20 protein-coding genes and 1 riboswitch are annotated in these 24,538 nt (G+C 39.7%); of the genes, 18 read left to right on the top strand and 2 right to left on the bottom strand.

Features of this window, described 5'->3' with window-relative positions; translation table 11 throughout:
• Nucleotides 1-283 (bottom strand): hypothetical protein (locus ACQKNC_RS17205; protein ID WP_427425977.1); only part of this gene is annotated, 283 nt, incomplete at its 3' end.
• Nucleotides 284-403: 120 nt separating this feature from the next.
• On the opposite strand from ACQKNC_RS17205, the gene ACQKNC_RS17210 reads away from it, so the two are divergent.
• The 17 genes from ACQKNC_RS17210 to ACQKNC_RS17290 all read left to right on the top strand — a co-directional run bounded on the left by ACQKNC_RS17210 (nucleotide 404) and on the right by ACQKNC_RS17290 (nucleotide 23,081).
• Nucleotides 404-793, top strand: a complete 390-nt coding sequence (locus ACQKNC_RS17210) for a MerR family transcriptional regulator (protein WP_427425978.1) — start codon at nucleotides 404-406, stop codon at nucleotides 791-793.
• Nucleotides 786-2,288, top strand: coding sequence for a class I adenylate-forming enzyme family protein (locus ACQKNC_RS17215; protein WP_427425979.1), 1,503 nt, complete (start codon nucleotides 786-788; stop codon nucleotides 2,286-2,288). Before ACQKNC_RS17210 ends, ACQKNC_RS17215 begins: the two co-directional genes overlap by 8 nt.
• 1 nt (nucleotide 2,289) lies before the next feature.
• A complete protein-coding gene (locus ACQKNC_RS17220) occupies nucleotides 2,290-3,957 on the top strand; it encodes an acyl-CoA dehydrogenase family protein (protein WP_427425980.1) in 1,668 nt (555 codons plus the stop codon).
• A 57-nt stretch (nucleotides 3,958-4,014) separates the two neighbouring features.
• Nucleotides 4,015-4,197, top strand: a riboswitch (cobalamin riboswitch).
• Nucleotides 4,198-4,447: 250 nt separating this feature from the next.
• Nucleotides 4,448-5,413 (top strand): ABC transporter substrate-binding protein, encoded by a 966-nt coding sequence (locus tag ACQKNC_RS17225; protein WP_427425981.1) that lies wholly within the window; start codon nucleotides 4,448-4,450, stop codon nucleotides 5,411-5,413.
• Complete coding sequence (locus ACQKNC_RS17230) at nucleotides 5,410-6,411, top strand: FecCD family ABC transporter permease (protein WP_427425982.1); 1,002 nt, start codon at nucleotides 5,410-5,412, stop codon at nucleotides 6,409-6,411. Before ACQKNC_RS17225 ends, ACQKNC_RS17230 begins: the two co-directional genes overlap by 4 nt.
• Entirely contained in the window at nucleotides 6,408-7,883 is a 1,476-nt protein-coding gene (locus ACQKNC_RS17235; RefSeq protein ID WP_427425983.1) for an adenosylcobinamide amidohydrolase, read from the top strand. The genes ACQKNC_RS17230 and ACQKNC_RS17235 overlap by 4 nt, the downstream gene beginning before the upstream one ends.
• 122 nt (nucleotides 7,884-8,005) lie before the next feature.
• On the top strand, nucleotides 8,006-8,569 hold the full coding sequence (locus tag ACQKNC_RS17240) for a cob(I)yrinic acid a,c-diamide adenosyltransferase (RefSeq protein ID WP_285396814.1): 564 nt from the start codon (nucleotides 8,006-8,008) through the stop codon (nucleotides 8,567-8,569).
• Nucleotides 8,570-8,956: 387 nt separating this feature from the next.
• Nucleotides 8,957-11,179, top strand: coding sequence for a heterodisulfide reductase-related iron-sulfur binding cluster (locus ACQKNC_RS17245; RefSeq protein WP_427425984.1), 2,223 nt, complete (start codon nucleotides 8,957-8,959; stop codon nucleotides 11,177-11,179).
• A 197-nt stretch (nucleotides 11,180-11,376) separates the two neighbouring features.
• Nucleotides 11,377-12,582, top strand: coding sequence for an acetyl-CoA C-acetyltransferase (locus ACQKNC_RS17250; protein ID WP_427425985.1), 1,206 nt, complete (start codon nucleotides 11,377-11,379; stop codon nucleotides 12,580-12,582).
• Entirely contained in the window at nucleotides 12,582-13,433 is an 852-nt protein-coding gene (locus ACQKNC_RS17255; RefSeq protein WP_427426047.1) for a 3-hydroxybutyryl-CoA dehydrogenase, read from the top strand. Before ACQKNC_RS17250 ends, ACQKNC_RS17255 begins: the two co-directional genes overlap by 1 nt.
• A gap of 71 nt (nucleotides 13,434-13,504) precedes the next feature.
• Complete coding sequence (locus ACQKNC_RS17260; RefSeq protein ID WP_427425986.1) at nucleotides 13,505-14,641, top strand: acyl-CoA dehydrogenase; 1,137 nt, start codon at nucleotides 13,505-13,507, stop codon at nucleotides 14,639-14,641.
• A gap of 195 nt (nucleotides 14,642-14,836) precedes the next feature.
• The gene (locus tag ACQKNC_RS17265) at nucleotides 14,837-15,973 is read left to right on the top strand and encodes an acyl-CoA dehydrogenase (protein ID WP_427425987.1); all 1,137 of its coding nucleotides are present in this window, start codon (nucleotides 14,837-14,839) and stop codon (nucleotides 15,971-15,973) included.
• A gap of 3 nt (nucleotides 15,974-15,976) precedes the next feature.
• Complete coding sequence (locus tag ACQKNC_RS17270) at nucleotides 15,977-16,609, top strand: TetR/AcrR family transcriptional regulator (RefSeq protein ID WP_427425988.1); 633 nt, start codon at nucleotides 15,977-15,979, stop codon at nucleotides 16,607-16,609.
• A 125-nt stretch (nucleotides 16,610-16,734) separates the two neighbouring features.
• On the top strand, nucleotides 16,735-19,983 hold the full coding sequence (icmF, locus tag ACQKNC_RS17275; RefSeq protein ID WP_427425989.1) for a fused isobutyryl-CoA mutase/GTPase IcmF: 3,249 nt from the start codon (nucleotides 16,735-16,737) through the stop codon (nucleotides 19,981-19,983).
• 148 nt (nucleotides 19,984-20,131) lie between these two features.
• Nucleotides 20,132-20,293, top strand: coding sequence for a hypothetical protein (locus ACQKNC_RS17280; RefSeq protein ID WP_427425990.1), 162 nt, complete (start codon nucleotides 20,132-20,134; stop codon nucleotides 20,291-20,293).
• 151 nt (nucleotides 20,294-20,444) lie between these two features.
• Entirely contained in the window at nucleotides 20,445-20,987 is a 543-nt protein-coding gene (gene rpoE, locus ACQKNC_RS17285; RefSeq protein WP_427425991.1) for a DNA-directed RNA polymerase subunit delta, read from the top strand.
• A 501-nt stretch (nucleotides 20,988-21,488) separates the two neighbouring features.
• Nucleotides 21,489-23,081, top strand: a complete 1,593-nt coding sequence (locus tag ACQKNC_RS17290; RefSeq protein ID WP_427425992.1) for a CTP synthase — start codon at nucleotides 21,489-21,491, stop codon at nucleotides 23,079-23,081.
• 48 nt (nucleotides 23,082-23,129) lie between these two features.
• Here the strand turns inward: ACQKNC_RS17290 and ACQKNC_RS17295 are convergent, their stop codons facing one another.
• Nucleotides 23,130-23,660, bottom strand: coding sequence for a DUF2529 family protein (locus ACQKNC_RS17295; RefSeq protein WP_427425993.1), 531 nt, complete (start codon nucleotides 23,658-23,660; stop codon nucleotides 23,130-23,132).
• A gap of 156 nt (nucleotides 23,661-23,816) precedes the next feature.
• Between ACQKNC_RS17295 and ACQKNC_RS17300 the strand changes: the two genes are divergently transcribed.
• Nucleotides 23,817-24,173 (top strand): response regulator, encoded by a 357-nt coding sequence (locus ACQKNC_RS17300; RefSeq protein ID WP_427425994.1) that lies wholly within the window; start codon nucleotides 23,817-23,819, stop codon nucleotides 24,171-24,173.
• Nucleotides 24,174-24,538 lie beyond the last annotated feature (365 nt).

Below are 24,538 nucleotides of genomic sequence, written 5' to 3' on the forward strand. Positions count from 1 at the left end.
GCGACGGATAGAATCGGAAGCGACGGAAGGAACCGCCAGAGCGACGGATAGAATCAACAAAGCGACGGAAGGAATAGCAAGAGCGACGGATAGAATCGGAAGCGACGGAAGGAACCGCCAGAGCGACGGATAGAATCAACAAAGCGACGGAAGGAATAGCAAGAGCGACGGATAGAACCGTCGAAGTGACGGATAGCCCCGCCAAAGTCGAGGATAGAATCATCAAAAAGACAGAAGTATCGGCCAAAGCGACGGAAAGAGTAGATAAAGAAATGAATGGCATCCCCGAAAAATTAGATTCATCTACTTAAAACATAAATTTTCTTCAAAATTCAGATATCTTGTTGAAGTTTACGTTAGCGTCAATGATATACTGATGGAAAATGGGAAGGGGGAGATGATGTTGAAGACGATTCAAGAAGTGGCTAGGCAGTTTAATGTTTCAACACGGACAATTCGCTATTATGAGGAGCTAGGGCTGCTTAATCCCAATCGGTCATCTACAAATCAACGAACCTTTTCAAAAAAAGAATTAGCAAAGCTTAAGCTTATTTTCCGAGGAAAGCGTTACGGTTTTTCACTTGAGGAGATTAAGGAGATGGTATTGCTGTTTGATTATGATCGCACGGGCATTCAGCAGTTGGAGCGTACGGTCGAATATGGGGAGCAAAAAATTCAAGAAATTGATGACAAAATAGCGGAGCTTGTACAGATGAAAATGGAGATACAGCAATTACAAGGCATTTTTACAGAAAAATTAGCGACGTTAAAGGGAGAGATGCACGATGAATAGTTCGAATTTGTTAGCACGTAATGCCCGAAAGTATCCTATGAGCGATGCTGTTGTTTGCCAAGGTAGACGAGTGTCTTATCGTGATTTAGATGAGCAAGTGACACGTCTTAGTCATGCTTTATTAGAGCAAGGGGTGCGACAAGGCGATAAAGTCATCATTTTTATGCCAAATGTTGTAGAGTTTGTTGTTAGCTATTTTGCAATTCAGCGCATTGGAGCTATTGTCGTTCCAGTAAATGCGAAATTTACGCTGCAAGAGGTCGAATATGTAGCGCAGCATGCTGATGCTAAAGCTATTCTAGTACATGAGGCAATTTTTGCAGCAGTCGAAAATATTACGGTTGTTCCTTTAAAAATCAAAACAGGTCAGGAGAAGGTGGGTTGGTTAAACTATGAAACACTTATTCAACATGCAAGCATTCAAACAATCGATTGCCAGTTGAATGAAGATGATGTTTCGACGATTTTATATACATCGGGTACAACGGGAAAACCAAAGGGTGTGTTGTTTAGTTATCGCAATATTTTAACTGTAGCACAAATGATTGCAGTAGAAATGGAAGTAAAGCCTGAAAGCCGAATCCTTCTCATGATGCCGTTGACGCATTCAGCTCCATTACATCTATTTTTAATGGCTGGAGTACTCGTAGGCTCAACAAACGTGCTAACACCAACATTTACGCCTGATTTGTTTATTGATTCAATAGAGCAGGAAAGGACAACGCATTTCTTTGGCGCACCTGTTGCCTATTTGTTAACGGCCCAAATGCCAAGATTGCAAACAGCTGATTTATCATCGATGAAATGGTGGGTTTATGGTGGCGCGCCTTTATCACAAAATGAAGTCCAATTTTTACAAAAAGCATTCCAAACAGATAATTTAACTTGTGTCTATGGCTTAACAGAGGCTGGTCCAAATGGTTCGTTATTGTTTGGCAGAGAGCATGCGACGAAAGCAGGAAGTATTGGTCGCCGTGCACCACTTGGAGCGGAGCTGCGTATTATCAACGACGAAGGAGAAGATGTCAGCGTTGGTGAAGTGGGAGAAATCGTCTTACTTGGTGAAGGCAATATGCTCGGCTATTACAAGGATGATGTTGCAACAAAGGCTGCGTTTATAGATGGCTGGTTGAAAACAGGTGATTTAGCGCGCGTAGATGAGGACGGCTATATTTGGATTGTCGATCGTAAAAAGGATGTTATTTTTTCAGGCGGTGTGAATATTTATCCGAAAGAAATTGAAGATAGAATTTTGAGCTATGAGGGAATATTTGAGGTTGCTGTAATAGGTGTACCACATCCGGAATGGGGAGAAACAGTAAAGGCCGTTTATGCTGCTAAAACAGAAATTGACGAGGACAGACTTAAAGCTTATTTGGAGGAGCATCTTGCTAAATATAAAATTCCGCGCATTTTTGAACGCGTGGAAGCACTACCACGAAATGCATCAGGCAAAATACTAAAACAAACTTTAAAGGGACAAGAGGTGAGATAGCATGAAGGTTTTACAGCAGGAAGAAATGAAAACAACAAACTTTTTTAAAGATAATGATACACTTCATAAAGTTTTAGAAATGATGCTAGATAAAGAGTTTGTGGAATATGCAACACGTGAGCTAACAGATTTCGGTGAGCTTTGTGCAGGAGAGATTGATATGAGAGCCAAACATACGGATAGAGAGGGTGAACCTCGATTACAAAGGTATAATGCTTATGGTGAAGAAGTGTCAGAGGTTTGGGTCAATGATGGCTATAAAAGAACAATTGAAGAGACGTATAATACCGGCATTGTTGGCTATGTGCATAAGGATATTCCGCAATTAGGTAGGAAGGGCAACTATGTTTATAGCTTTGCTCAAGGTTATTTATTATCACATACGGAGCCAGGCTTTTACTGTCCTGTTACTTTAACAATGGCAACGGCTTTTTTACTTGATCATTATGCAAGTGATGAGGTGAAGGAGCGCTTTTTACCACATGTTTGTGCAACAGGAGAGACAGAGCTATATGAGGGGGCTACTTTTTTAACGGAGCGTCAAGGTGGCTCAGATGTTGGTGCGAATGTTGTAGAGGCAAGACAGGACGGCGATCAGTATCGTTTATATGGTGAGAAATATTTCGCGTCTAACGCAGGAATGTGTGGGGTAGCCATGGTATTGGCACGCATGGAAGGAGCTCAGGCAGGTTCAAAGGGCTTAACATTATTTGCAGTTCCATGGCGAAATGAAGATGGCACTGTTAATAACCTTCGCATTCGACGTTTAAAGGATAAACTGGGTGTTAAAGCAGTACCTTCAGGTGAGGTGGAATTTGATGGTGCGCTAGCTTACGTTGTGGGTGATCCAAATAAAGGAATTTATTATATGCTGGAGGCGCTTAATTTATCAAGAATTTGCAATGCGGTTGCTTCTATAGGCATTATGCGCCGCGGATATTTAGAGGCGAAGCACTATGTGACAAATCGTCATGCATTTGGTAAGCCTTTAACGCAATACCCTATGATTCAGGATACACTAGGGAAATTCGCTGCCAAGCTTCATGTGGAAGTTGCTACGGTTTTTGATCTTATTCAGCTGTACGATAAGGTAACTAGTGGACAGGGGAATAAAGAGGACATCATTTTAAATCGCTTGTATATTGCGATCATGAAAAAAGAAACGGCAGAGCAAGCTGTACATTATGCTAGTGAAGCAATTGAATTACATGGCGGAAACGGCTATATTGAAGATTTTGTTACACCTCGGTTATTAAGAGATGCACAGGTACTTACTGTGTGGGAGGGGACAGCGAATATTTTAGCTTTAGAGCTCATTCGTTTAGTTGAAAAGTTTCATGTGCACGAAATGTTTGTTCGTGTCATGGAGGGACGTCTAGAAAAACTAGCTGACAGTCCATTAGTCGAAAATGTAGTGAAGCAATTATCTAAACTAGATTCAACTTTGCAAACATTTAGCCGTTTAGATGATGCGACGAAAACGTTTGAGGCAAAAAAGGTCGCAGAGAAAATGGCACATTTATATGAAAGTGTTGTAGCGGTTGAATGGGCGCAAAGATTCGGCGGCAAATATGAGAAGCTAGCAGATATTTATTTAGAGAGCACATGGGCATTGCGAGAAATGGGTGCACCAATGAAAACCGTACAGTATTTCTCAGACATAGTTTAATTGATTAGAGGTCGTCTCGAATGGGGGCGACTTTTTTGATTTTCATGTATAATGAAATCAACTGAATATTATAAAGGTTCTTTACTTATGTAAAGTGAAAAGGGAAATCGGTGTAATTCCGATGCGGTCCCGCCACTGTATGTGTGAGTTTTTTCAATCTGCGCCACTGAAAATTTCGGGAAGGCTTGAAAAAGCGTAAGGAGCACAAGCCAGGAGACCTGCCTTTATAGAAAACACGTTGTAGCCTACGAGGATAGGATGGTGGATTTTGTATATGTATTTTTGTGCAGATTTGACCCCCTCATTTTTTATGATGAGGGGTATTTGTTTTGTAAGATAAATGTCGATAAATTTGAAAGAGTGGATGATAATCTCACAATGTTGGGTGATAAACCCACAACCTTGGGCGAGAAAAACTAAAGTATATCGATAAATCAGGAAAACAAGTCATTAACTATATGCACAGATAGACTAAGGGGGATTCATTCACATGAAAAAAATTTGGAAAATAGGATTATCAGCATTTTTAGCTATTGGCTTGCTGGCTGCATGTAATACTAAAGAGGCGACAAATGAAAAGCCGTCATCTTCTGAGCAACAAGAGACAACAAAAGTAGATCAAGCAACATTCCCAATGAAGATAACGGATGCTACTGGTAAGGATATTACGCTTGAGGCGCCTCCTGAAAAGATTGTCTCTCTCATTCCGAGTAACACAGAAATATTATTTAGCCTTGGCCTAAATAATGAAATAGTTGGTGTAACAGATAATGACGATTATCCTTCAGAGGCAACTAAAAAAGAAAAGGTCGGCGGTATGGATTATAATATCGAACAAATTATTGCTTTAACACCAGATATCGTTTTTGCACATGCATCGGGTATGGGGAATTCAAAAGGAGCAATTGAACAGCTTGAGGCTGCAGGTGTGAAAGTATTTGTTGTAGCGGATGCCAAAAACTTTGATGAAACATACACAACGATTGAACAGCTTGGTCGTGCAACAGGAAAATTAGAAGAAGCTAAAAAAATTGTCGCAAATATGAAGGCAAAAGTTAAAGAAGTTGAAACAAAACTTGAGGGTGTTGAACCAAAGAAAGTCTTTGTAGAGTCGTCTGATGAGCCAGAAATTTATACAGCTGGTAAAGGTACATTTATGAATGAAATGCTAGAAATGATTCATGCCGAAAATGTGGCAGCGGATTCAAATAGCTGGTATAAAATTGATGCAGAACAAATTATCGCGAAAAATCCAGATGTCATTGTAGTGGCATATAATTATGTACCTGATATTTTAACGAAAATTCCAAAACGTCCAGGCTTTGAGACAATTACGGCCGTAAAAAATAAAGCTATTGTACAAGTGGATGAAAACACGACAAGTCGTCAAGGTCCTCGATTAGCAGATGGTCTTGAGGAATTAGCGAAGGCCGTCTACCCAGAGGCGTTTAAATGAGTAAATCAATTGTAGCCTATATAACAGCGATTACGCTTCTAGTCATTAGCATCTGGTGTGGTGTAGCGATAGGCTCGGTTCATATTCCACTAGAAGTATTGTGGAATAAGGCGGCTGATGAAACAGCTGCCAATATTTTATGGAAGATTCGGTTACCTAGAGTTTTGCTGGCAGGGCTTGTAGGGGCATCACTTGCTATTGCAGGGGCAGCTTTTCAAGGTTTATTAAAAAACCCTTTGGCTGATCCTTATACGTTAGGTGTTTCCTCTGGTGCATCAGTTGGTGCAGTTATGACGATTTTCTTTAGTATATCCATACCTGTAGTCGGCCATTTTACGTTACCGACCTTTAGTATGATAGGTGCCATATTAACGATGGTAGCTGTCATGGGTTTTGCTAGAATAGTAGACCGCTCGCTAAAAATGGAAACTCTTATATTAACAGGGGTTATATTTAGTTCATTTTTAGGTTCCTTGATTTCGTTAATGATTGCATTATCTGGTGAAGAGCTACGGCAAGTTATCGGATGGCTACTCGGCTCAGTATCGATGCGGGGTTGGCCTTTTGTTCAAATGATTATTCCGTTTGTGATAATTGGCTCAATTATGCTTTGGACACAAAGACGCGAGTTAAACGTTCTGTTATATGGAGAAGAACGCGCAAAGTATTTAGGTGTCAATGTTAAGCGCAGTAAATATATTATTTTAGTGGGTGGATCAATGTTGACAGGAGCTGCGGTAGCTGTTTCTGGAACGATTGGCTTTGTTGGTTTAGTAGTTCCTCATATGACGAGAATGGTTTGGGGTTCAGATCACCGTCATTTATTGCCATTATCATTTTTAAATGGTGCAACATTACTGATTATTTGTGATTTAGTAGCACGAACAATTATTATGCCAAGAGAGCTACCGATTGGTGTAATTACTGCATTTATTGGGGCGCCCGTTTTTTCCTATATTTTTTATAAGCAACGTAGAGGCAAGGGGGTACGGGCATGATTGTTGTTGAACATCTTTCTGGTGGCTATGAAGATGTACCGATCGTCCAGGATATAAGTTTTTCTGTTAATAAAGGAAAAATACTAGGGATTTTAGGGCCGAATGGTAGTGGGAAATCTACACTGTTAAAAGTAATAAGTGGTATACTACCAGCAACTGCAGGCACTATATTAATAGATGGTAAAAATAGTAGCTCTTACAATGCTCGTGCTTTAGCAAAAAAAATGGCGGTGCTGCCACAATTACATGCTAATGCCTTTTCAAACAGTGTACGAGAGGCGGTATCTCTTGGACGTTATCCACATCAAAAAGGCTTTTTTTCGAGCTGGACTGATCGTGATGAACAGGCAGTCCAACATGCAATGATGCAAACAGGTGTGAAACGCTATGAACAGACATCGATGGAATTTTTATCGGGCGGTGAACAGCAAAGAGTTTTTGTAGCTCAAGCTCTAGCACAAACAGCGGAAATATTACTATTAGATGAGCCAACGAACCATCTAGATATTGCTCATCAACGTCAAATTTTAGATATGGTGCGAAAGGAAGCAATAGAATGTGGTTTGACAGTTATTATGGTACTACATGATATGAATTTAGCTTCCCTCTATTGTGATGAATTGTTACTTATGGAGGAAGGGCGGATGCGGGCATTTGGGGAGCCACATGAAGTATTAATCGCTTCGCAAATCGAAGACGTCTATCATGCGCGAGTTGCAACCTATGCACATCCTGAAATTCCAAAGCCTCAAATTACAATGATGCCAGCTTTAGCTGAACATCAGCAACGTGCTGTCATAAAAAAAGAAAACTTCACTGTTACAGATCAGTACATTCAGCTTCAATCAGAGTTTCCTTTAAAAACGGTGTCCTCAGCTGTTCATAATCCGGGTATCGGTTGGTATGATTGCCTGTTAAATCGCTCTGTACCAATAGATTATGTGATTAGTGATGTAAAGAGAGAAGTCGATGAATTTTTACTGAAGGAGCGTTTTGCATCAACAAGTACTGTCGTCATGTTAACAGCTGTACCAACAAACCTAGTAGCTATTAATGAATTTAAAGCTTCCTTTGGCAGCATCCTTGTTGCTGTTACGGCTGGAGTTGGCAATGCTGTTGATGTGTCTCGTACACATGAAAGGCAGGATGAACCATATATTGGTACTATAAATACGTGGGTTATCATTAATGGTTGTTTATCTGAAGAAGCCTTTTTCCAAGCAATGATGACAGCAAATGAGGCGAAAACAAAGGCATTACAATCAGAAAATATTCGTGATGAGCTAAGTGGTACGATTGCGACAGGTACTGCTACAGATAGTTTATTGATTGCGGCAACACAAAAAGGGGAAGAAATGCTGTACGGTGGCCCAATTACTGATGTAGGCAAAATTATCGGTAAAGGTGTTTTTGAAACAACTGTGCAGGCAATAAAAAATTATCTTCATTCAGCAGATAAACCTGCTGAATGAAGATAATGCCTCCGGCGGATGTCACGGATTTTCAAAGGAATGAATTGTGCGTGCACAGTTCAAAATCCGGACGCAATTACGCCAAGGCGAAATTGATAAAATAATTCAAGGAGATGAGAGAAATGAAGCTTTATACAAAAACAGGCGATACAGGGAAAACAAGTCTTATCGGTGGACGCGTTGATAAAGATAGCTTACGCGTTGAGACATATGGGGCAATCGATGAGTTAAATTCTTTTATTGGTAAGGCTGTCAGTGAACTAGATCGTGAGCTATTCAAGGATATTTTAATTGATTTAGAAACGATTCAGCATGAGCTTTTTGATGCGGGCGGCGACCTCGCTAACGTTATGAAAGAGCGTCATTACAAGCTGACAGAGCAGCCAATTGAAGTGTTGGAATCGCGTATTGATGCATTGTCAGATGAAGCACCGCCGTTACAGCGCTTTATTCTGCCAGGTGGTGCACCAGCAGCTGCAACCTTACACATTGCTCGCACAGTAGCACGCCGAGCAGAGCGTCAAATGGTAACGCTTATGAAGGAAATCGAAGACGTACCGACAATTGTGCAAAAATATTTAAACCGTCTATCTGATTATTTATTTGCAGTAGCACGGGTTGTAAATCATCGATTGAATGTCGCGGATATCGAATATATTCGAAGCGGCAATGTCTTTAAAAAATAACAGTCGAATGATTGATCATTGCTGAAACACATATAAAAAAGAAATAGCTACTTTGAAATTTAGCGCACTGGAAAAGTCGATTTGTCATCAAAAACATGATGCAAATCGGCTTTTTTGAGTTTCTAAACCTAACAAAAAATAGATTTATAATATAAAAAAATGAAATTCTTTAGCTGTTCCATGTCCTCTTAAAAATTCAGGGTGGCTTTTTTTCTTGTAAAATGTAAGAATATAAAATTATCAGAAATATTTTCGTTTTATGTTGACTGAATGCTCACTCATTTATTAGAATGGGAATATAAATGATAGAATGAAGTACATTTACGTTTGAGCTAGCAAATTTATCACAAAGAGAGAAATTTACGACAACTAAAGGGGGGACCAACCATGAGTCCATTAGTAATTGCAAACATTGTTCTAACAGTCGTGGTTGTGCTTTATGCAGTAGGATTGTTCTTCTATCTGTTAAAAACACGCTATAAGTTTGTGCAATTGGGGAAAAAGGTTGAGTTTGATGAAAGTGTTAAAGAACGAATTCATTATCTAATGGTCAATGTACTTGGCCAAAATAAGCTATTAAAAGATCCAAAGAGTGGTTTAATTCACGTCATGTTCTTCTATGGATTTTTGATGGTGCAGTTAGGTGCCATTGATTTAATTTGGAAGGGGTTAGTACCTGGATCACATCTGCCGCTTGGCATTTTCTACAGTGTGTTTACATTCTTCCAAGAGCTTGTGGTATTAATGATTTTAGTGGCGGTTGTATGGGCATTTTACCGTCGCTATGTAGAAAAGCTAGTACGTCTAAAACGAGGCTGGAAAAATGGTCTTGTGTTAATTTTCATTGGTGGGTTAATGGTTTCCACATTGTTTGCAAATGGTATGGGATTAATTTGGCATGGTGAAGGACTAACTTATACTGAGCCAGTTGCTTCTGGCATTGCTGCTATTTTTGGCTTCCTACCAGCGTCAGCGGCGGCTGTTGTTTTCTATGTGATGTGGTGGGCGCACTTATTAATTCTGTTGACATTCTTAGTGTATGTACCACAATCAAAGCATTTCCACTTGATTGTAAGCCCGATCAATGTGTACATGAACCGTTTAGATCGTACGGGTACTCTAACACCGATCGACTTTGAGGCATTAGAAAATGCTGAAGATGAAGAGGATATACCAGCAATTGGTGTTGGACGTATTCAAGACTTCACACAAAAACAAATGCTAGATTTATATTCCTGTGTAGAGTGTGGACGCTGTACAAATATGTGTCCAGCAACAGGAACAGGGAAAATGCTATCACCGATGGATTTAATCGTGAAGCTTCGTGATCATTTAACATTTACAGGTGCTGTTGTGACAAAGCAAAAGCCTTGGGTACCTTACCAATTCTTTGCTAATACAAAGGGGAATCAGCTAGCGATGGCAGCTGGTGCTGAGGGGGCAGTCATTGAAGATATCTACAATCCTTCTTTAATCGGCGATGTCATTACAGAAGAAGAGATTTGGGCATGTACAACTTGTCGTAACTGTGAGGATCAATGTCCAGTTATGAACGAGCATGTCGATAAAATTATTGATTTACGTCGTTACTTAACAATGACTGAAGGAAAAGTAAACCCTGATGCACAACGCGCGATGACAAATATCGAGCGTCAAGGCAATCCTTGGGGCTTAAACCGTAAAGAAAAAGAAAATTGGCGTGACCTAGATCCAACAATTCATATTCCAACAGTGAAAGAGCTGAAAAAATCAGGCGAGGAAATGGAATATTTATTCTGGGTAGGTTCAATGGGTGCATTTGATAACCGCTCACAAAAAATTGCATTAGCTTTCTGTCGTTTATTAAACGAGGCAGGCGTGAAGTTTGCGATTTTAGGAAATAAAGAGAAAAACTCAGGGGACACACCTCGTCGTTTAGGAAATGAATTTTTATTCCAAGAGCTGGCAACAGCAAATATCGATGAATTTGAGAAAAACGACGTGAAAAAAATCGTTACGATTGACCCGCACGCTTATAATATCTTTAAAAATGAATACCAAGACTTTGGCTGGAAGGGCGAGGTCTACCACCATACTGAACTATTGAATCAATTGATTGATGAAAATCGTCTAGCGTTAAATTACGAAGTTCATGAAACGATTGTGTTCCACGATTCTTGTTATTTAGGTCGTTATAACGATGTTTATGATGCACCACGTGAGATATTACGTGGGATTCCAGGTGTTAAGCTTGTGGAAATGGAGCGTAATCGTGAGACAGCAATGTGCTGTGGTGCAGGCGGCGGATTAATGTGGATGGAAGAACATGTCGGCAACCGTATTAACGTAGCACGAACTGAGCAAGCTTTAGCAACTAATGCATCAGTTATTTCTTCTGGATGTCCTTACTGTTTAACAATGCTTGAGGATGGTACAAAGGCAAAAGAGGTTGAGGATTCAATCGGTACATTCGATGTTGCTGAGCTATTAGAGCGTTCAGTGTTTGGTGAAAAGATGAAAGCCGTTGAGAACTCTGTTGAAGAAGCAGCAGATGTGATGGTTGAAGAAGTAGTAGCATCTGTAGATAGTGTCGAAGAAGACAAGAATGCAGAGGTTAACGAAGAAAAATAATAGTTATTGCAGAAATATTTTAGTTATCTGAAAAATATAAATTGCAGAATAAATAATTGTTTTGTAGAATAAGATTAAGTGGAAATGGGAGTTGCTTTTAACTCCCATTTTTCATAGCAAGAGGTCGAGCGAGCGTTCAGTCAACGCGAATGCTCTAATACTTCTTCTTAGAACGTAAAACAAAAGGGGTGTTTTACTTGAATAGAGCTGTAATATTAGCAGGATCAAGAACTGCATTTGGTAAGTTTGGAGGTTCACTATCAGCATTAAGTGCAAGTGATTTAGGTGCAATCGCTATAAAAGGGGCACTTGAGAAAGCGAATATTTCACCTGATGAAGTAGATGAAGTAATTTTAGGCTCCGTTTTACAAGGGGGACAGGGTCAAATTCCTTCAAGGCAGGCTGCGATAAAAGCAAATTTACCAATTGCAGTGAAAACAGAAACGATTAATAAGGTTTGTGCGTCAGGGATGCGTGCTGTAACACTAGCAGATCAGCTAATTCGATTAGGGGACGAAGAAGTTATTATCGCTGGTGGTATGGAGTCCATGTCTAATGCACCTTATTATCTACAAAATGGTCGAACAGGCTTACGTATGGGCGACTCTACAATGGTGGATGGCATGCTATATGATGGCTTAACATGTGCCTTTGATAAGGCAAGACCGCATATGGGAAGCTACGGTAATACAACGGCCAAAGAATATTCGTTAAGCCGCGAGGAGCAGGATGCTTGGTCTGTTCGTAGTCATGAACGTGCACTTGCAGCAATCGAGAAAGGTTACTTTGCTGAAGAAATCGTGCCTGTGGAAATTCCACAGCGTAAGGGAGATCCGCTTCAAGTCGATACAGATGAGGCACCAAGAGCGGGTACGTCAATGGAGGTACTGGCAAAGCTCAAGCCAGCCTTTGACAAGGACGGAACGATTACAGCAGGTAATGCACCTGGTGTTAACGATGGTGCATGTGCCTTAGTAGTAATGAGTGAGGAACGTGCAGCGCGTGAAGGCAGAGAGCCGCTTGCAGTTATTATTGGTCATGAAGAGCTAGCTATTGAGCCTGAAAACTTCCCTCAAACACCAGGGCTTGTCATAAACAAGTTACTTAAAAAGACGGGAAAATCACTAGCAGACATTGATTTAATCGAAATCAACGAAGCATTTGCAGCAGTAGCTCTTGTCAGCAAGCAATTGGCGGATTTAGATGCTGATAAGGTCAATGTTAATGGTGGTGCAGTTGCATTAGGTCATCCAATTGGAGCATCTGGAGCACGCATTATTTTGACACTTGCCCATGAATTAAAGCGCCGTGGCGGTGGTATCGGAATTGCTGCTATCTGCTCAGGTGGAGGGCAAGGCGATACGATTATGATTGAAGTACCGAAAACAGGGGGACTCAAATGATGGGAATTCAAAAAGTAATGGTTATTGGTGCTGGGCAAATGGGCTCCGGTATTGCACAAGTTTGTGCACAAGCTGGCTATGATGTGAAACTGAACGACATGAAGCAAGAATTTTTCGAACGCGGTTTAGGAGTAATTACAAAAAACCTGACACGTGATGTCGAAAAGGGTCGTAAAACTGAGGATGAGAAGGCAGCGATTTTAGGTCGTATTAGTATGTCACTAGATTTACAGGATGCTAGTGACGTAGATATTATCATCGAGGCGGCAGTGGAAAATATGGAAGTGAAGCAATCCATCTTTAAGCAAATCGATCAGATTGCACCGGCACATGCCATTTTAGCTACGAATACATCATCTTTACCAATTACGGAAATTGCAGCTGTAACAAATCGTCCAGAGCAAGTAATTGGTATGCATTTTATGAATCCTGTACCTGTTATGAAGCTTGTAGAAATTATTAGAGGATTAGCTACAAGTGATGAAGTCTACAAAGCAGTTGAAAACATGACAGTAAAATTATCGAAAACTCCAGTGGAAGTAAATGACTTCCCAGGCTTTATTTCGAATCGTATTTTACTACCAATGATTAATGAAGCGATCTACGCATTGTATGAAGGTGTAGCATCGAAAGAAGCCATTGATGATGTGATGAAGCTCGGAATGAATCATCCGATGGGTCCATTAACATTGGCAGACTTTATTGGTCTTGATACATGTCTATCCATCATGGAGATTTTACATGAGGGCTTAGGTGATAGTAAATATAGACCTTGTCCATTGCTTCGTAAATATGTGGCAGCGGGCTGGCTAGGTAAAAAATCAGGAAGAGGCTTTTACGTTTATGAATAATCCTATGGGGATGGGACGACTTTTAAACGAAGTGTAATGCTACGGGACAACGTACAGGGGTGACATAATAGATGCATTTACAATTTACAGATGAACAAATAATGATGCGTGATATGGTTCGTAATTTCGCTCAGGATAAAATCGAACCGTGGGTAGAACGTATGGAGGCAGGAGAGTTCCCGCGTGAGCTTCTTGCCCAAATGGGAGAATTAGGTTTAATGGGGATCACAACGCCTGAGGAATTAGGCGGCTCAGCGATGGATTTTACATCGTACATAATTGCTATCAATGAACTATCAAAAGTTAGCGCGGTAATGGGTGTTATTTTATCTGTGCATACTTCGGTTGGAACAAACCCTATTATTTATTTTGGCAACGATGAACAGAAGAAACGTTATGTTCCAAAGCTTGCTGCTGGTGAATATTTAGGGGCATTTTGTTTAACAGAGCCTAGCGCTGGTTCTGATGCAGGCTCTCTACAATCAAAAGCGGTACGAGATGGAGATGAATATGTCATCAATGGCTCCAAGGTGTTTATTACAAACGGCGGAGAAGCAGATGTTTATATTGTCTTTGCCTCAACGAATCCGGCTGCAAAAACACGTGGCATTTCAGCATTTATTGTTGAAAAGGGAACGCCAGGCTTAATCATAGGTAAAGATGAGCATAAAATGGGCTTACATGGCTCACGTACAGTCCAACTAACATTCGACAACTGTCGCATTCCAGCAACAAACCTTCTTGGGGAGGAAGGGGAAGGCTTTAAAATTGCAATGGCCAACTTAGATGTTGGACGTATTGGAATTGCAGCACAATCTCTAGGCATTGCTGAAGCAGCGTTAGAGGCAGCTACTGCATATGCAAAAGAACGTGTTCAATTTGGAAAGCCGATTGCGGCACAACAAGGGGTTGGCTTTAAGCTTGCTGATATGGCGACAGCTGTAGAATCAGCAAAATTACTAGTCTATCGTGCAGCAGATTTACGTACAAAAGGGTTACCTTGCGGAGCCGAGGCATCTATGGCAAAACTCTTTGCCTCACGCACAGCAGTACAAACGGCAATTGACGCGGTACAGATTTTTGGTGGTTATGGCTATACAGAAGACTATCCCGTAGAACGTTACTTCCGTGATGCGAAGGTGACAGAAATATACGAGGGTACAAGTGAAATTCAAAAGCTAGTCATTAGTAAACATTTACTTAAATAAGTCTTATGTTATGTGATCGAGATTGATTTTTTACGGATGATGTCGACTGCTCGGGGAAAACCGTAAATTGCTCGGGTCCCACGGTGAACTGCTCAGGTCTCCAAGCAAACTAGGCAATCACCACAGAAACGATATCAAATATAAAAATCAACAATTTAGCAATAACAGAGTCTAACTAAAAAGGGGTAATGGACAATGAACTTTCAATTATCAGAAGAGCATGAGCAATTACGCGAAATGATTCGTGATTTTGCTATTAATGAAGTAGCGCCAACAGCAGCTGAACGTGACGAGAACGAAGAGTTTGACCGTGCAATTTTCGATAAAATGGCAGAGCTAGGCTTAACAGGTATTCCATGGCCAGAAGAATACGGCGGTGCAGGCTTTGATTATCTTGCGTATGTCATTGCTGTGGAGGAATTATCACGTGTATGTGCTTCAACAGGGGTAACTTTATCAGCACATACTTCGCTTGCTGGTTGGCCGATCTTTAAATTTGGTAATGAAGAACAAAAACAAAAATATCTTCGTCCAATGGCAGAAGGTAAACATATCGGTGCTTATGGCTTAACGGAGCCAGGATCAGGTTCTGATGCAGGGGGCATGAAAACTTATGCAAAACGTGATGGTGATGATTATATTTTAAACGGCTCGAAGATTTTCATTACTAATGGTGGAGTAGCAGATACATATGTTGTATTTGCAGTAACAGATCCAGAAGCAAAAAATGGCACAACTGCTTTTATCGTTGAAGCTGGCTTTGAAGGTTTCTCGGTAGGGAAGAAGGAGAAAAAACTAGGAATTCGTTCATCTCCTACAACTGAAATTATTTTTGATAACTGTCGCGTTCCGAAAGAAAACATGCTTGGAGCTGAAGGAGAAGGCTTCAAAATTGCGATGACAACACTTGATGGAGGACGTAATGGTATTGCGGCGCAAGCTGTAGGGATTGCACAAGGCGCGTTAGATGCAGCTGTTGAATATGGTAAAGAGCGTGTGCAATTTGGTAAGCCAATTACTGCTAACCAAGGTGTATCTTTTAAACTAGCAGATATGGCAACTCAAATTGAAGCATCTCGACTGCTGACATACCAAGCGGCTTGGTTGGAATCAAATGGTCTACCGTATGGTAAGGCATCTGCAATGGCAAAATTAATGGCTGGCGATACTGCTATGTATGTAACGACTGAGGCGGTTCAAGTCTTTGGTGGCTATGGTTATACGAAAGATTATCCAGTTGAGCGCTTCATGCGTGATGCGAAAATCACACAAATTTATGAAGGTACACAAGAGATTCAACGATTGGTTATCTCTCGTATGTTGACGAAATAACGTATGACAGAAAGAGATAAAAGACCCCAAGTACAGTCAACAGTAAAAGATGAAAATCTTATCGCCATTCGTCGAGAACAAATGATAGAGGGAGCCATTAAATTATTTAGAGAAAAAGGTTTTCATCGTGCTACGACGAGAGAAATCGCAAAAGCTGCAGGCTTTAGTATCGGAACATTATATGAATATATTCGTACTAAGGAAGACGTCCTTTACCTTGTATGTGATAGTATTTATCACCATGCGATGGAGCGACTTTCAAGTTATGAGATTAAGGCAGGAACTATAGAAGAGTTAAAGGAAATGATTCGAGAATATTTCTTGCAAATTGATAGTATGGTTGATGAGCTGACAATCATGTATCAGGAAACTAAATCATTGTCAAAAGAAGCACAGCGTTATGTATTTAGTAAGGAGTTTGAAATGGTTGGCACTTTTGAGCGATTACTACAACGCTGTGTGCAGTCAGGCGAAATAACGATGACGGATAAACAAATCCACATGGCAGCAAATAACTTAGTCGTTTCTGGACAAAGCTGGGCATTCCGTAAATGGGCGCTCCATCGTCAACACTCTATCGACGAATTTATTGAAATGCAAATAACATTGTTTATTTCAGGCATAAAGGGGTTCTAATAAGTTCCGTAAAGGGGTTGTCGGTAATTGCATAAAGCGACATTGCAATTACCGACTTTTTTTATGAAGCTGTTTCATTTAACAAAAAGGTGTAATTGATTAAGGGGAGAAAGTGGGGATTTCATATGACAAAGGTAGAAGTATATCGTCCAAAAAATCACGTACGTTTTGTTACAGCATCGAGTCTTTTTGATGGACATGATGCTTCAGTTAACATTATGCGACGTATTTTACAATCAAGCGGTGTAGAGGTAATCCATTTAGGACATAATCGCTCCGTGGAAGAAGTCGTAAATGCTGCGATACAAGAGGATGCTCAAGGCATTGCGATATCATCTTATCAAGGCGGGCATATGGAATACTTTAAATATATGTATGATTTGCTGCGTGAAAAAGGGGCGCCACATATTAAAATTTATGGCGGCGGCGGTGGTGTTATTTTACCACGTGAAATTAAAGAGCTACATGCTTACGGGATTGCGGGGATTTTCTCGCCAGAGGATGGGCGTGTTTTAGGATTACAAGGGATGATTAATCAGAAAATTAAAGGAACTGATTTCCCAACTGCTACAGGAAACTATCAAGAAAAGCTTGATGCTCTAACGACAGAAACACCAGAAATTTTAGCAAATTTATTAACTGCAGCTGAGTCGAATGATGATGAAGAAACGAAAAAGATGCTAGAAGAAGCTCGTAAACGCTCAAAAGGGACACCTGTATTAGGTATTACAGGAACTGGTGGTGCGGGTAAGTCTTCCTTAACGGATGAATTAATTCGTCGTTTCCTAAAGGAGTTTCCGGATAAACGCGTAGCTATTCTATCTGTCGATCCGACAAAGCAAAAAACAGGTGGGGCTTTACTTGGTGACCGAATTCGTATGAATGCGATTTTCAATAATCGAGTATATATGCGTAGTTTGGCAACCCGTGGATCTCGTACAGAGCTTACTGCTTCAATTGGAGACGTGCTAGATGTAACACGTGTAGTGGGCTATGATTTAATCATTGTAGAAACAAGTGGTATTGGTCAAGGCGATGCCGAGATTACAAAATACACTGATCTATCCATGTATGTTATGACAAGTGAGTTTGGTGCTCCAACACAACTTGAGAAAATTGACATGATTGATTTTGCGGATGTGATCGCCATCAATAAATTTGAACGTAAAGGTTCTGAGGATGCGCTACGTCAAGTGCAGAAACAATATCAACGTTCACGAGAGCTTTGGGATGAATCACTAGATAATATGCCTGTGTACGGTACGATTGCCAGTCAATTTAATGATAAAGGAACGAATGCTTTATTTGCTGCTTTAGTAAATATCATTAATACGAAGACAGGAAGTAATTGGGAAACAGGCTATGAGCAATTTGCGAAAACTCAAAAGCAAGATGTTATTATTCCAAACGACCGTCGTTATTATTTACGAGAAATCACAGACACTGTACGTGGCTATCATAAAAAATCAGAGCAGCAGGTGGAATTTGCTCGCCGTCTATTCCAATTAGAGGGAGCTATTGCGGCGGTTAATGAAAAAGCACCAAATGATGCACTTGTGGCATCTCTTACTTCTTTAGCGGAAAGCGTAAGAGATGAATTAACAGCTGAATCCAAACGTATATTAGATAATTGGCAAGCTTTAAAAGAAGCGTATGCTGGAGACGAATTTGTGACAAAAGTCCGTGATAAAGAAATTCGTACGATTTTAAAGACAATAAGCCTATCTGGTACAAAAATCCCTAAAGTGGCCTTACCGAAATTCGTAGATTACGGTGAAATTTTACGTTGGGTTTATAGAGAAAATGTACCTGGTGAATTCCCATATACAGCAGGGGTATTCCAATTTAAACGTGAAGGTGAAGATCCGAAGCGACAATTTGCTGGCGAAGGAACGCCTGAGCGTACAAATAAACGATTCCATTATTTATCGAAGGATGATGATGCAAAACGTTTATCAACAGCATTTGATTCGGTAACGCTATACGGTGAGGATCCAGATTACCGACCAGATATTTATGGAAAGGTTGGAGAATCGGGTGTATCTATCTGTACGCTAGAGGATATGAAAAAGCTTTATGCAGGCTTTGATTTGTGTGCACCATCAACTTCAGTATCGATGACAATTAACGGTCCAGCACCGGTGATTTTGGCGATGTTCATGAATACGGCTATTGATCAGCAAGTGCAACTACGCGAGAAAGAACTTGGCCGCCCTTTGACAGTTGAAGAATTTACGGAGACACGAGAGAAAACATTACAGGTTGTACGTGGAACGGTGCAAGCAGATATTTTAAAAGAAGATCAAGGGCAAAATACTTGTATTTTCTCAACAGAGTTTGCGTTACGTATGATGGGAGATATTCAGCAATACTTTATCGACCATAAAGTTCGTAATTATTACTCAGTATCTATTTCTGGTTACCATATTGCCGAAGCTGGTGCGAACCCAATATCACAGTTAGCCTTTACATTAGCAAATGGCTTTACGTATGTGGAATATTATTTAAGTCGAGGAATGAATATTGACGACTTTGCGCCAAATCTATCATTCTTCTTCTCTAACGGACTTGATCCGGAGTACACAGTTATTGGACGCGTAGCCCGCCGTATTTGGGCGGTTATAATGCGTGATAAGTACGGCGCCAATGAACGAGCACAAAAATTAAAATATCATATCCAAACATCTGGACGTAGTTTGCATGCGCAGGAGATTGATTTTAATGATATCCGCACAACATTACAGGCATTAATGGCATTACAGGATAACTGTAATTCATTGCATACAAATGCATATGATGAGGCAATTACAACGCCTACGGAAGAATCTGTACGTCGGGCAATGGCCATTCAAATGATTATTACGAAGGAACATGGTTTAGCGAAAAACGAAAATCCATTACAAGGAGCATTTATCGTAGAAGAGTTAACAGACCTTGTAGAAGAAGCGGTACTAGAAGAGTTTGATCGTATCAATGATCGTGGTGGCGTGTTAGGTGCAATGGAAACACAATATCAACGTGGAAAGATTCAAGAGGAATCTATGTACTACGAGATGTTAAAGCATTCAGGTGAGTTACCGATCATTGGTGTAAACACATACTTAAATCCGAATCCACCTTCAGAAGATGAAATTAACAATATGGAAATTGCACGTGCATCGACGGAAGAAAAAGAGACGCAGATTCATAATTTACATGCCTTCTGGAAGCAACATGAAGGAGAGAGCGAAGCGGCTATTGCCCGTTTACAACAAGTAGCTGTAAACAACGGTAATATTTTTGCGGAGCTTATGGAAACTGTAAAAGTCGCTAGCTTAGGGCAAATCACAAATGCTTTATATGAAGTAGGCGGACAATATCGTCGTAATATGTAGTCCGTAAATGTGCATATCTTCTTGCTGTATAACATTTATTCTATTTTGTGCAAAATGTTTGTGTAGTTTTAAGTGTCTAGTCTTAGGATTAGGCACTTCTTTTTATTTCCGTTATAATAAGAAATGTAAAAAAAGGGAGGCGCAGTAGATGATGAAATCAGCTATTAACTACATCATTATTTTAGCTTTAGTGTTAGGAGTTTATTTCCTGTATGATAAGCAAATTGGCGCTATTCCTTTACTATTATTATCTTTCTATTTGTTTTACTTAGGGATAAAAAAAATGCGTGATATAAAAAACAGTAAATGAAGCTAGCAAAGAGAATAAAACTTTGTATATAATGGGTATTATGCTTATGATATGGAAGGTTACTTTTGTGCGGCCTTTTTTGCTGCGCTCCGAAAATAAAGCTATATGTATTTTAAAACGTCCATTGTGATGAGGGAAAGGAAGTGCACGAATGAATTTTCGTGAAATGACAAAAGAACAATTAACGGAAGAATCGTTAATTAACTTAGCTTATGCAATTTTAAATGAAAAACGTGCCTCAGTGTCTTTTAATGACTTATTAACAATTATTCAAGAGCTTGTAGGCTATAGTGATGAAGAAATGAAAGCTCGCTTACTACAATTCTATACAGATTTAAATGTAGATGGCCGCTTCTTATTTAATCAGGAAACTGGCTGGGGCTTACGTGAATGGTATAAAGTTGAACAGATTGAAGAAGAAACAGCTCCTTCTGTTAAAACTCATAAGAAAAAATCTAAAGCTGCCGTTGAGGATGAAGATGATTTAGACGAAGATTTAGATGAAGAAGATATTGACTTTGATGAAGATTATGAAGAATTCGTTGAAGAAGATGATGTAGATGAAGAAGAAGAAGATGATGATAAAGAAGATATCGACTTTGATGAAGATGATCTAGATGAAATCGATGAAGAAATCGACGAGGACTTTATTGATGATGATGAAGAACTTGACGAAGAAGAGGATGAAATCTAAGTAAGATAATTACTCTTTGAAATTTTCTTTCTTTTATCCTTGTAGTAAAAAATCTTGACTTCTATCACGGTTACGTTTAATCTTTTACTTGGGCTCCTTAATTAAAGGAGAAAGACCGTGTATGTAATACGCTCCCCCTGCAAACCTATGCAGGAGGAGCGTTTTTTTATTTTTTAACTTTATTCAGTCAAGTTCTCCCAAGTTTATAGCTATGGAATGAATATAAATGTTCCAAATCATTCATGATGTATAATAATCGGTGACTGAATAGACGTTAGGATTTCAAATTTTAAAAAGGAAAGTAGAAAAGAGATAGAAACGATTACAGCTTCGAATCGACTACAATTTTGTAGGCATTCTCGGCTTTTCTTATTTTAGGGATGAGAATTATTAATTTTCTTAGCCTGTCGAACATTTGCTTCAATGCTTTGAATCAGCATGTGGCGTGAATGTACTTTTCTTACTAGCAATTTCTAGAACAACATAAGGAGGAATTTTTTCATGACTAAGTATATTTTTGTAACAGGTGGGGTTGTGTCATCACTTGGAAAAGGGATTGTAGCAGCATCTCTAGGTCGTTTATTAAAAAATCGTGGATTAGAAGTAACGATTCAAAAATTTGATCCATATATCAATATTGACCCAGGAACAATGAGTCCTTATCAACATGGTGAGGTTTTCGTAACAGATGATGGCGCAGAAGCTGACTTAGACTTAGGTCACTACGAACGTTTTATTGATATTAACCTAGGAAAACATTCTACAGTAACATCAGGTCGTGTTTATCAGTCTGTATTACAAAAAGAACGCCGTGGTGATTACAACGGTGGAACAGTACAAGTAATTCCTCACATTACAAATGAGATCAAAGATCGTATTCAACGAGCTGGTCGCGAAACAAATGCAGACGTAGTAATTACAGAAGTAGGCGGAACAGTTGGGGATATTGAGTCATTGCCATTCCTTGAAGCAATTCGCCAAATGAAAACAAATTTAGGTCATAACAATGTGATGTATGTTCATTGTACGCTTATTCCTTATATTAAAGCTGCAGGTGAGCTAAAAACAAAACCAACTCAACATTCTGTAAAAGAATTACGTTCTTTAGGTATTCAACCAAATATTATCGTTGTACGTACAGAGCAAGAAGTGCCACAGGAAATGAAAGAAAAATTAGCTTTATTCTGTGATGTTCAGCCACACGAAATTATTGAATCTCGCGATGCAGAACATTTATATGAAGTACCTTTAAACCTTCATGCACAAGATATCGATGATATCGTACTTGACCATTTTGGTATTGAAGCACCAGAGGCGGATATGGAAGAATGGCGCGAGCTTGTAGCTAAAGTGAAGAGCTTACCAAATAAACGAAAAGTAGCTTTAGTAGGTAAATATGTAGAACTACAAGATGCTTACATTTCTGTTGTAGAGGCATTAAAACATGCAGGCTATGCATTTAATTCTGATATTGATATTGACTGGATTAATGCAGAACATGTAGATGCTGACAATGTTGCTACACTATTAAAAGGTGCTGACGCAATTTTAGTTCCAGGTGGCTTCGGTGACCGTGGAGTTGAAGGTAAAATTTTAGCGACACAATATGCTCGTGAAAATGATGTGCCATTCTTAGGTATTTGCCTAGGTATGCAACTTGCGACAATAGAATTTGCTCGTAACGTACTTGGTTTACAAGGAGCACATTCTACAGAGCTTGATGCAAATACAGAATATCCTATTATTGACTTCTTACCAGATCAAAACGACAGTGTAGACATCGGTGGTACATTACGTTTAGGTTTATATCCATGTAAGCTAAAAGAAGGTTCAAAGGCAAGTCAAGCCTATGGTCAAGAGCTTGTTTATGAACGTCACCGCCATCGTTATGAATTTAACAATGAATATCGTGAAGCAATGGAAGCTGCAGGCCTTGTGTTCTCAGGTACAAGCCCTGACGGTAAATTAGTGGAAATTATCGAGTTACCAGAAAAGAATTTCTTCGTAGCATGTCAATTCCACCCAGAACTTGTATCACGTCCAAATCGTCCACAGCCATTGTTCCGTGATTTTATCGGAGCAACATTTAAATAATGAAAAAAGAGTTGTCTCAAACGCGAGACAACTCTTTTTATAAATTCTTTATAACTCTTCGTCATCAAGACCAAGCATTTCATCATACGCAATTTTTACTGCTTCGTAAACAAATAGGGCAGCAATAGCATGTGGCACAACTATGCGCTCTCCTATATCGTTCGGTAATAAACCACCTCGTATACGTGTTGAAATATACGTATAAGCTAAATTTGCTAGTGGATTTTCAGAATTAGCAACTTCGCTAGCAACTGCTGCGAATGGAATAAACTCATTATTTAATTGCTGTGCTAGGGCTAGTGCCTCTTCATCGTGTGCACTACGTGTGAAAATGCATACACGATCGGCTTCCGTGATAACTGTATCTTTTGTCCAAGGAACTAACTTAGTAAAACGTTCCACAGCTTGACATGCATTTAATTCGACAACTTGCATTTCGCCAAAGCAAGCGAAATAGACATTACCTTCACCAATACCCGCTTGTGCAAGTAATCGTGCTGTTTCTTCAATAGCTTCCTCTTCATTTTGTGTTATTCTTTGTAATAATCCACTCAATTGTGTTGTTAGAATTTTTGACATGGTCCCACCTCAAACAATATTATATGTTTGAAAAGAGTATAAAGCAAAAGTAGATAATTTATAATACTAGAAGGTATTAAGAGGTTAAAGGAGAATATTACATAATATAGGAAGTATTTGTGTAAAAATAATAACTCAAAAAGGGCGGAATGAAATGTGAAACGATTACTAATTGTCGATGATCAACCAGGAATTCGTTTGCTTTTAAACGAAGTGTTAAAAAAGGAAGGTTATGTTACATATTTAGCTGCAAATGGTACGGAAGCATTGAAATATGCTGAGGAGGAAATGGATTGTGTCCTATTAGACATGAAAATCCCAGGAATGGATGGTATAGAAATTTTAAAGCGCTTAAAAGAGAAGTGGCCACAACTACCAGTATTCATGATGACTGCATATGGTGAATTGGACGTTGTACAGGAGGCATTAGATTTAGGAGCAATTCGATATTTTACTAAGCCTTTTGATATTTTTGAAGTACGTGATGAGGTTAATAAAACATTAAAAGTTTAGATGAACAGGCTATGGTCAACACAGCCTGTTTTTCATGGTTGTTATAAGATTTGTAGTAACTTTCTTCCGTTTCATAATTACTTCTCTTGCGAAATATAGAGTTTATCACCATAACATGGGGGTGATTTCTGTTCCGGCTGGGCCGATGCCTGGCAGAAAAGAAGACGCTGTCGCTCCGTTTCACTACGCTGTCGCGTAACCTTCGTTCCGTTGCACTGCACTACGGTTGACACTGCCACTACGTTGCACTGCGCTTTCGCGTAGAAAATAAAACGCTGTCGCTGCGCTTTCGCGTAACCTTCGTTCCGTTGCACTGCACTACGGTGGACACTGCCGCTACGTTGCACTTCGCTTTCGTGTAGAAA

This window comes from Lysinibacillus sp. NPDC094177, from assembly GCF_050279145.1.
Taxonomy (GTDB): Bacteria; Bacillota; Bacilli; order Bacillales_A; family Planococcaceae; genus Lysinibacillus.